Consider the following 10,414-nt stretch of genomic DNA (forward strand, 5'->3'; position numbering starts at 1 on the left):
TCCCTTTTTTTGAATCTGTAGGACTGCCCTTTAACCATCCCTTCAGTAATCAGCCGACACTTCTAACCCCGGTTTTACAAAAAACTTCCGCGGCTCGCCAGATCCTCCGCCTGAAATAACGAACGTAAGCTCCTCCCGGTTTGCCGCTTCCGGCCGGATGACGACCCGCCGCTGTTCGACTCGAATCCGATACCCGTTAGAGCGAATCCGCAGCGGGAATTCCACCGCACGCCATGCCGCCGGCAGCGACGGCCGGAGCTTCACCGTATCGCCGCCGCCATAATGCAGCCCCGCAAACCCCAGCACCGCCGCCATCCACGCGCCGCCATTGGCTGCGGGATGTGTACCTCCAATGTACAAATCCCCGACATACTGTTTGGAATCGCCGGTCAGGTCGATTGTCGCCGTCTTTATAAAATAAGGGTAACCCCAATCCGGAGAACCGGTATCCGCAGCCACGAGCGCATAAATGCAGGAGCTCAGACTCGAACCGTGTTCAGTCCGGGGCTCGTAGTAAGCCCAGTTGGCTTTTTTGACAGCTTCGGGATAATCCTCTTTGAATAAGTGCAGCATCAGCACCACATCGGCCTGCTTCAAAATTTGCGCCGTTGTGGCCAGCCCGCTGCCGCCGCCGAGATATTCGTGCGGATTCAGCATCCGCGCCTTCAGTTCAGCAAGCGCAATATCCTCCAGCGCAAAATACCGGTCAAACTGTTCGATTAAAAGGGTATGAACATCGGGCTGCGGAACATACAGACGGTCAAACAGGTCCTGAATCTGCTCCGGCCGGATCGCGCCGGCAGTAAGCCCCTCATATTTTTCCGGATCATGCGTCTTCACGACTTCAAGCGCCTCCAAGGCGATTCGCAGCGCTTCCTTCACCAGCCGGTTGGTGAACGCATTGTTGTTCACCCGCTCGTGATATTCGTCGGGCCCCGTAACATCAAGGATTTCATAACGCTGTTTGAGCGGATTAAAATACGCATACGAATAAAAAAACTTCGCGACCTCCCAGGCCACTTCCGCCCCGCCGTCCAGCAGCAGCCTGGTGTCGCCGGTAAAGCGGTGAAACTGCCAGATGCCGTAGGATACATCCGCACTGATGTGCACCTGCTTATCCCGGAAGTAAGTCCGCATCGGCCGCCCGGTAAACACGTCGTTTACGTTAAACAGCGTGCAGGCATCGTCGCCCGTCTCCTGGCTTTCCCAAGCGTAAAAAGCGCCTGCATAACCGTATTCCGCCGCTTTCCGCCGGGCTCCGTCCAGCGTATGTACGCGGTACATCAGCAGATTGCGGGCCACTTCCGGCTGCGTGTGCAGAAAAAACGGCAGCATAAATATCTCCGTATCCCAAAACACCGCCCCTTTGTAGACCTGCCCGGATAATCCCCGGGCCGGAATCGACAGGTGTTCCGAATGTCCAGGGGCGATAATATGCAGCTGATACATGCTGTACCGCAGCGCCTGCTGCGCTGCTTCGTCTCCTTCAATCAAGACGTCCGACAAACTCCACTTATGCTCCCACCGCTCCTTATGCTCTTCAAGCAGGCGGTCATACCCGATTTCCCGTGCGGTTAAGCTCAAGCGGACCGCTTCTTCACCGGTATCCCCTTCTGAGTCCAGCCCAGTTACTACCGAGACGTATTTGACTAGTGTATACGTCTCCCCCGCGCGGCAGGCCAGCCGGTATTCCCGGTAAACGGAGGGTCCCTCATGGAGGATTGCTGGGATTCCGAATGCAGAGTCAACACGGTCAGCAACCTCTGCCGTCTCCGCCACGGACACGGGCACATTCAGCTCATGCGTCCAGCCGGTGGCGGCCAGACTTCCGCCATGTTCCCCCGTCTCCTGCCGCTCCAGATGCGGCCCGTTGATGTCCCATACGTCACCGTCGATTCCCGTCCGGATCGTCAGTTCGCCGCCTGCGCTGCACGTGACGGAAATGCGGCTGACGATCAGATTCAGCCGCGCCGCGCTGCAGAAACGCTCCGACAGGACCGTTACCGTCTCCCCGCCCGGAACGCCATATTTCGTCATCCGCCGGTGAACCGCATGGCGGATATCCAGCTCCTGCGTGTGCTCCAGCGGCTGCCTGGTTAACACGCTCAGCGGCGCTCCGTCCCAGAACAAAGCGGTGGACAAGCCGTTTGGCGCATTAACCGGCTCGCGCCATTTGTTCCCCACCTGGTCATACAAGCCGGCCAGCGTAACCGCCGTCAGCTCAGTTTTTGCAAATTCGTCCAATGTGCCGCGGCAGCCCAGATAACCGTTGCCTGTCATAAATTTGTTGCCGCTGGCTGCAATCCGGCTTGGATCAAAACCCGCCTCCCGAATGCTCCAGCTCATGCCATCGCCGCCTTCCGCAAAGGAACCTGAACCCCCGAAGAACCGATCACGCAGGGGGCACCGTACAACACGACTGCCACTTCGCCGCCGGATACCGCGTGAATGGACACCAGCTCCTGATTTACCTCTACACTCAGCTTCGTTCCCCGGAAGGAGACCGGGAAGCGGTAGCTGTCCCACTGTTCAGGGATGCTTGGATTCAGGAGCAGCTTTTCCCCGTCGGAACGCATGCCGCCAAATCCGTAGACAATGTTCATCCAGGCCGCCGCAATCGACGTCGTATGCAGCCCTTCGCGTGTATTCCGGTTGTAATTGTCCAGATCGAGCCGGGTCGCGAACTCAAAAAACCGGTAAGCTTCCTCCGGCTTGCCGATTTCCGCCGCCAAAATCGAATGAATTGACGGGGACAAACTCGACTCATGAATGCAGCGCGGCTCATAAAATTCGTAGTTAGCCCGTTTTTCCTCTCGGGTAAATTCGCTGCTGTACAGGAACAGGAACATCAGCACATCCGGCTGCTTGATCATGTCGTAGCGGTACAGCCGGTCGTAAGACCAATGCGAATACAGCGGGAACTCCGTAACCGGAATCGAATGAATATCCAGATGCGGCAGGTCAAAAAAACCGTCATGCTCCTCAAACACGCCGCTTACCGGGTCCCTCGGGATTTTCATATGTTCGGCTTTAGCACTCCAGTCAGCTTGCTCCGCTTCGGTCAAAGCCAGCCGGTCCGCCAGCAGCCGGAACTCCGCCTCCAAGTCCGCTCTCATTTCGCGAATGGACTGCAGCGTGTATTCAAACAATTTTTTGGCCATGAAATTAATGTAGCCGTTGTTGTTCACCATCAGCTGGAATTCGTCAGGACCCATGACGCCAAAATACCCGTATTTCCCGGTTTGCTGGCCCCACTGCCCCCGGGTCGCGTAGAAACGGCAGATCTGAATCAGCATTTCCAGGCCTTTTTCATACAAAAACGCTTTGTCTCCCGTGATGTTGACATAATGCCGCAGCCCGTAGGCGATCGCCGTCCCGACATGAAGCTGCAGGTTGGAGTGCTGCCAAAGATCGCAGCTTTCGGTGCCGTCAATCGTCGCAATCGGGTAAAACGCACCTTCGCAGTCCAGCTCTTTTGCCCGTTTCAGCGCTTCCGCCAGGGAGTTGTAGCGAAATTCAAGCAGGCTTTTGGCCGCCTTCGGGTTGTTGAATATGTAAAACGGCAGGCAATACGACTCCGTATCCCAAAAAGCCAGTCCCCGGTACGCCTCGCCGGTTAAACCTTTTGCGCCGATGTTGAAGCCCGGGTTATCCCCGTGGTACGTCTGGTACAGCTGAAAAATACAAAAACGGATCCCCTGCTGATTCTCCGGATCGCCTTTAATGACGATGTCGGAATCCGCCCAGACTTGGGCCCAATACGCAGCTTGTTCCTTGGCCGCTTCGTCATAACCGCCTGTGGCGGCCGCCAGCTCCGACGCCAGCGCCAGCCCGTGTTCCCACACCTCAGATGGCTTGCGGTCCGGGTCTTTTTCGGCGTAATTGACGGCCAGCTTGTCGATCAGCGTCCGGCGGTCCTGCTCCAGCTTCAGCGTCAGCTCCCTGCCGATAAAACGGTCGCCTTTAACCGGCTTCATCTCCAGCGTATCCGGCGCATACAGCCTGAACCCGGAGAACAGCCGGTTCCCGGTCTGGACCGTCTGCCCGAGCATAGCTGTGATGCCGTTTTCTTCGCCCCGCTGCAGCATCTCCCAGTAACGGCGGTCCTGGTCCTCATGCCGCACGGAAAAATCCACCCCCGTCCGCACCGTCACCGCGCCCGAAAAATTCAGCGGTTCAAATGTGATCCGCTGGGCGCCAAGATGCGACGATTTCATACTGACAAAACGTTCGAAGGCAAGCTTGAGGTTTTTTCCGTTTGCAAGGTGCCATACCAGTTCCCGGCTGTATATTCCGTTTCTGAAATCAAGCTCCCGGCGGAAATCCGAGAACCGGCTTACCGCCAGATCAAGCGTCTCCCCGTCCAGCGTAATCCGCGTATACAGCCAGTCGGCCGCGTTGACCATAAAGCGCAGCGACTTAATCATTCCTTTATAATGCGCCGTGACCGGGCTCTCCTCATACAGGCCGTTGAAGTAGCTGCCCAGCAGCGAATCCCCGCCGTATCCTTCCTCAGGATAACCGCGCACTCCCATATACTCGTTCCCCAGTGAAAAAATCGACTCGGAAACCCGGTTGCGCGCAGGATCAAATCCTTCCTCCACAACCTTCCAAGGATCAACCGCCAAATATCTGTCCGCAATTTTCGGCATGCTCCGCCCTCTCCCTATGTATGTTGTTTAACTTGTCAGAACCGGCCTGACGCCGCTCCTTTTCAGATTAGCCAAACCGGTGCGGGAACCCAATGTCCATGTCTCAGCACCTTATGTGCATTTGTACGGAGTTGGCTTTTCTCAAAAATGTGGAGCTGGTTCATAGTCCCGCACATCATTTCGATAGAAACACTCCTTTTTTTGTAAGAACATCCTGATTTATGATGATTCTGCAGCCTGTATCCAGCCGTCAAGGTGTAAACAACCGCAAGCCTGCTAGGGATTCATGAAACTTCAAATCGAAGGGAGAATGAATTTTTGTGACGAACCGCAAACGGATCACCGCATGGATTTGTATGCTGACGCTGCTTCTCGGAACGTTTTGTGCCCCGCTAGGATTTTCCGGTTCGGTTCAAGCCGCTCCGGAGCCGAATTTGGCTGCCGGCAAGCCGGCTGCATCATCCGGACATGCCGATGTATATGTTGTGTCGAACATCACGGACGGCAATCCGACAACGTATTGGGAAAGCTCAAACCACGCGTTTCCGCAATGGGCTCAAGTTGATCTGGGGGACACCGTCCTGGTCGACCGGGTTGTCCTGAAGCTGCCGGCAGGCTGGGAAAACCGCTCCCAGACCCTGTCCGTGCTGGGCAGTGTTAACGGAACGGATTTTACGGAGTTGAAATCTGCGGCAAGCTACACCTTTGATCCAGGCGCAGCAAATACCGTGACGATTGACTTTCCCGCTGCCAATGCACGGTATGTACGCATCCAGGTGACCGCCAATACCGGCTGGCCGGCCGGGCAGATTGCCGAACTGGAAGTTTACGGAGAACCCGCAGCGGTTCCCTTGACAATTCCAGGAACAATTGAAGCCGAACACTACAGCGCAATGAGCGGCATTGAGACGGAAGCGACAACAGATGATGGCGGCGGACAGCATGTAAGCCGGATGCACGCCGGAGACTGGCTGGATTACCTGGTGGAGGTCCAGAACGCGGGGACGTATACCGTACAGTACCGGATTGCCGGCAGCGCCGGAACCGGCGAGCTGCGGCTGCAGTCCGGATCGTCGGCGCTCGCCGTAACGGAAATTCCGGACACCGGGGGCTGGCAGAACTGGGAAACGGTAACTGCGAAGGTCACCCTTCAGGCGGGACAGCAGACGCTTCGCCTGCTTGCCGGAGGTGCCGATTTTCATTTGAACTGGATCCGGTTTGTTAAAGAACAGAATCCCGGCGGAGGGGAAGGAACCAATCTGGCGGCAGGCAAGCCGGTTACAGCATCCTCGTCTACTTTCACTTATACGGCCGCCAATGCCAACGACAATGATATCGAAACCTATTGGGAAGGCGGCGGGCACCCAAGTACACTGACCGTGGACCTTGGGGCCGATGCCGAAATTGGCTCGGTTGTCATCAAGCTGAACCCGTCCAGCCTGTGGGCTGCACGAACCCAAACCATCCAGGTGCTGGGACATAACCAGCAGTCTACAGCCTTCACGAATCTGGTCTCCCCTGCCTCCTACACCTTTGACCCGGCTAAGCAAAACACAGTAACGATTCCCGTGAACGCCACAGCAAGCAGCGTGCAGCTCCGCTTTACAGCGAACTCCGGGGCGCCGGGCGGCCAGGTTGCGGAGTTTCTGGTGATTGGCAAACCTGCGCCGAATCCTGACCTAACGGTAACCGGCCTCTCCTGGTCCCCTGCCTCACCGGATGAAGAACAAGGCGTGACGCTCAAAGCCTCCGTCCGGAATACCGGTGTTTTGGCTTCGCCGCCAACAACCGTAAACTTTTATCTGGGTGATTCGCTGGCCGGTTCGGCATCCGCAGGCGCGCTTGAGCCAGGCGCTTCAGCCGATATAGCAAAGGATATCGGCCCAAAAGAAGCCGGGTCCTATACGGTAACCGCCAAAATTGACGAAGGAAATACCGTCATTGAGACCGATGATACCAATAACAGCTTAACTTCGCCTTCGCAGCTGATCATCGGCCAGGTGCAGAGCTCGGACCTGATCGCAACTGCCTCTTGGACGCCAGGTAATCCCGCTGCCGGGAACCCCGTGACCTTTGCCGTCACCCTGAAAAACCAGGGAACGGTTGCTGCCGCCAGCGGAGCTCATCCCATAACTGTCGTCCTGAAGGATGCTGCCGGAAGTACTGTAAAAACGTTTAATGGAGCCTACAATGGAGCTTTGGCCGCAGGAGCGACTGCAGCTGTTGAGTTAGGCACCTGGACGGCGGTTAACGGCAGCTACACCGTTACTACAACAGTTGCTGCCGACGCTAATGAAGCCGCAGCCAAGCAGTCCAACAATACCAGCACGGCCGCCCTGTATTCCGGACGCGGCGCTCATATGCCGTTTACGGTTCTGGAAGCCGAAGCTCCGGGCAATTCCACCAATGGAACAAAGCTGGCTCCAAACTTTACGCCCGGCGATTATGCCGGCGAAGCATCCGGCCGGTCGGCGGTCTATCTGGACGCCGCAGGAGAATATGTGGAATTCACATTGACCGCCCCGGCGAATGCGTTTGTGCTCCGCAGCGCGGTTGCCGATCAAACCGCAGGCACGGTAAGCCTTTATATCAATGGCGTGGACCAAGGCAGCTTCCAGGTCACGTCCAAGTTCTCCCATGTCTATGCTACCCCGTCCACACTCGGACGGCTGGGATACGATAACTCGGGTTCCAAAGCCTATTGGCTTTACGAGGATTCACAGCTTCTGCTGGATCAAGTCTACCCGGCCGGAACCAAAATCTGGGTCCAAAAAGACGCCGGTGACGTGCCTTGGATTTATGTGGACTTGATCGAAACGGAACAGGTCGCACCGCCTGCCGCAAATCCGGACCCCGGCAAATATGTCCAGGTGTCGGCTGCAAAATCAATCGAGCAGGCTCTAAACGAGTTCCGGCAGGATCCAGCGAAAAAAGGCATTTTTATCCCGGCCGGCGAATGGACCCTTTCTTCCAAAATCTATGTATACGGCCGGGAAACCGCGATTATCGGCGCAGGGCCCTGGCATACCCGGCTTGTCGCGCCATCCGGTCAAACCAATACGGATATGGGCTTTAATATCGCCTCCTCCGCTAACGGCTCCACCATCCGCGATCTGTCCGCGTGGGGCAACTACGTGTACCGGGTGGATGGTCCCGGCAAGTTCATTGATGGAAACGGCATGCAGCATGTCACCGTTGAGAACGTCTGGGCCGAGCATTTTGTCTGCCTGTATTGGGGGGTCAACGCCTCGCATAACACTTTCAAAAACAACCGGATTAAAAACATGTTTGCGGACGGCATCAATATGACCAACGGCTCCTCCTACAATCTCATCGACAACAACTATGCGCGCGGTACCGGCGACGATGCGTTTGCTTTGTTCAGCGCCATCGACTCGGGCGGCTCTTACAATGTCGGGAATAAGTACACGAACCTGACGGCGGTTAACGTCCGGCGGGCGGCCGCATTCGCCATATACGGAGGGCAAAACAATCTGTTCCAGAACCTGTATGGCGCGGATACGCTGACTTATCCCGGCTTTACGATCAGCAGCTTAAGCTTCGGCTATAACACGCTTGGGTTTGGGGATCAGGATACGGTGATTGACGGCGTCACGCTGGACCGCACAGGCGGCGACTTCTGGACCAGTGTAGGCGGTGACGACAAAATCAACGAATACCAGAACTTCGGTGCGATCTGGTTCCACGGCGGCGACCGGGAGCTTAAGAACATCCTGGTAAAAAACGTGGATATCAATCACCCGGTTTACTTTGGGCTGATGTTCCAGTCCAAATCGCCGGAGAACCTGCCGATGCAAAATATCCGGCTGGAGAACATCACCGTCAACAATCCGGGCCGCTACGGCATCAAGCTGGTCGCCAAAGCGGAGGACGGACAGGGACCGGCGGTCGGTTCGGCGAGCTTCACCAATGTGAAGATAAACAACCCGGGTGTCGCTGCAATTTATGGCGAATCCAAATCGCCCGATTTTGATGTGATCCGGGTTTCGGGGAACAATTGGTGATCCCGGTTCCCTAAGGAGATCGGCGGCCGGTGGGCAATGTAGTGTGAAGAAAAAGCATACAAAATGGCGGCGCAGGAGAGGTGACTGCGCCGCCATTTTTATTGGATAGTTGATTTCTCTGCGTCCGATGCATCAGCCAGCCGCCCCCCATTTTGCTATATTGACTAAACTGAAGAAGTAGGCGAAGTTCCTGTATTTCTATGGTTCAGTCTATATAGCTTTTGAGGCAAAAATAAGCTGAAGCTGCCGCTCCCCGCGATGATCCAGAGTTCCAAGACAGACGCGCCTATGCTTGGCTTACGAGGCTTCCCCTCTCCTCGCTTTTTTGGACTGGAACGTCCACAGCAAATCCGCCAGAAAACCGGCTGCAAACACGGGCAGCAAAAGCGGCCAAACCGTCCCCAATCCGGTGTAGGCTTGTTCAAGCAGCGGCTGGACAAAATAGAGGATCATCATCGACAAGCCCCACCAATACATGGAAAACTTCAGACAGATCTGCCCGTTCCATTGGTACCGCTCACCGGAATAATCCCAATATCTCCGGCCGAACCAGCGTTCCAGCATCAGACCGCTCGCCAGCTCCACCGCCGTCGGAACGGTTAGTGCCAGGACGATAAGCCAGGGCAAGGGCAGCTCCGTTCCCCCCGCCGCTACCAGCACAACTGGGGCAAGCCCGTACATCGGTTTGACCGGACCCAACATCAGACCGTCTTTGCGGAACCGGCCGCGAGTGATCCGGTTGTGTCCGGCCTCCAGTATCCACCCCAGTGAAGCGTACACCAGAAAGTAAAAAAAGAGCTCCGCCGCCACGCACTTTCGCCTCCTATTTTCCGTTTATGCCGCCTACTGGAAATTGGCGGCTCCGAAACTAGTGTGCGCTGGCGGCGGTGTCTTATGCGAACAACCATAACCCTAAATCCTCATTTTCAGACGAAAGTTTCCGCTTATTCCATTCCAACATGACAACAGCCTTTGCTGAAATGCCGCATTTCCGCAAAAAATGTGATGAGGATGACAGTGTGGAGGTTATGAACGGGCTATTAGGACGCTTTAGCGACACGCTGCTGCACGCTGCCTTGTATTGTATGATCACACGGAGAATCTTTTACGTGTATGATCTGTTATAATGTACCAAAAGGGCTTGAAATTCCGGAGAGATATACTAAGTCAACTTTCGCAGAGCGAAAATCAGCTAAGCTCCAGTTCTGGCGCGGATGTAACCGCAATAAAAGTAATCGTCTTGAAAAAATAGAAACACACCGCTTCGCCCGCGGCGAACGCACGCTCGGCGTGCTGGTATTATTGTGCGATGAAGTTAGCACGCTAGACCGGGCAGTTGCCTTGGCGCAACTCATAGAACGGCTGAACGAAATTACGACTTAGGTTGGGAAGAAATGCTCCACCCTAATTCAAAGTCAACTCCAGCACTGGATCTCCGGTTTGCCCAGTGATCTCAAGGCGTATTTGCCGATCTCCGGTTTGCCCAGTGATCTTAAGGCGTATCTGCCGATCTCCGGTTTGCCCAGTGATCTTAAGGCGTATCTGCCGATCTCCGGTTTGCCCAGTGATCTTAAGGCGTATCTGCCGATCTCCGGCTGCAAAAGTTGAGTTAATAAAAGCAGCGTGAACCAAGACTTGATAACCAATGTCTTGGACTGCGCTGTTGTCGTTGAACGAACTGGAACAAATCCTCTCCTGTAACAGACCCGCAGCGGATTACCGCAATACGCGATACGT

At 55.5% G+C, this 10,414-nt stretch carries 5 protein-coding genes; 1 reads left to right on the top strand and 4 read right to left on the bottom strand.

From position 1 onward, the window contains the following. Positions 1–42 precede the first annotated feature (42 nt). Entirely contained in the window at positions 43–2,346 is a 2,304-nt protein-coding gene (locus tag ACE6ED_RS01475; RefSeq protein WP_410825171.1) for a glycosyl hydrolase family 65 protein, read from the bottom strand. Further along, on the bottom strand, positions 2,343–4,652 hold the full coding sequence (locus ACE6ED_RS01480; protein ID WP_410825172.1) for a glycoside hydrolase family 65 protein: 2,310 nt from the start codon (positions 4,650–4,652) through the stop codon (positions 2,343–2,345). Before ACE6ED_RS01480 ends, ACE6ED_RS01475 begins: the two co-directional genes overlap by 4 nt. Before the next feature lie 356 nt (positions 4,653–5,008). Between ACE6ED_RS01480 and ACE6ED_RS01485 the strand changes: the two genes are divergently transcribed. Further along, positions 5,009–8,677, top strand: a complete 3,669-nt coding sequence (locus tag ACE6ED_RS01485; protein WP_458782614.1) for a discoidin domain-containing protein — start codon at positions 5,009–5,011, stop codon at positions 8,675–8,677. A gap of 297 nt (positions 8,678–8,974) precedes the next feature. Here the strand turns inward: ACE6ED_RS01485 and ACE6ED_RS01490 are convergent, their stop codons facing one another. Together ACE6ED_RS01490 and ACE6ED_RS01495 are read right to left on the bottom strand one after the other, a co-directional pair. Further along, a complete protein-coding gene (locus ACE6ED_RS01490; protein ID WP_410825174.1) occupies positions 8,975–9,487 on the bottom strand; it encodes a putative ABC transporter permease in 513 nt (170 codons plus the stop codon). Positions 9,488–10,092: 605 nt separating this feature from the next. Continuing rightward, positions 10,093–10,414 (bottom strand): hypothetical protein (locus tag ACE6ED_RS01495; RefSeq protein ID WP_410825175.1); only part of this gene is annotated, 322 nt, incomplete at its 5' end.

This window comes from Paenibacillus nanchangensis, assembly GCF_046543445.1.
In the GTDB taxonomy this organism is placed as follows: Bacteria; Bacillota; Bacilli; order Paenibacillales; family Paenibacillaceae; genus Paenibacillus_AQ; species Paenibacillus_AQ nanchangensis.

What these genes read in the sequence shown, in the direction of transcription:
- ACE6ED_RS01475 (WP_410825171.1), bottom strand. Translation starts at nt 2,346, where the DNA reads ATGAGCTGGAGCATTCGGGAGGCGGGTTTTGATCCAAGCCGGATTGCA.
- ACE6ED_RS01480 (WP_410825172.1), bottom strand. Translation starts at nt 4,652, where the DNA reads ATGCCGAAAATTGCGGACAGATATTTGGCGGTTGATCCTTGGAAGGTT.
- ACE6ED_RS01485 (WP_458782614.1), top strand. Translation starts at nt 5,009, where the DNA reads ATGCTGACGCTGCTTCTCGGAACGTTTTGTGCCCCGCTAGGATTTTCC.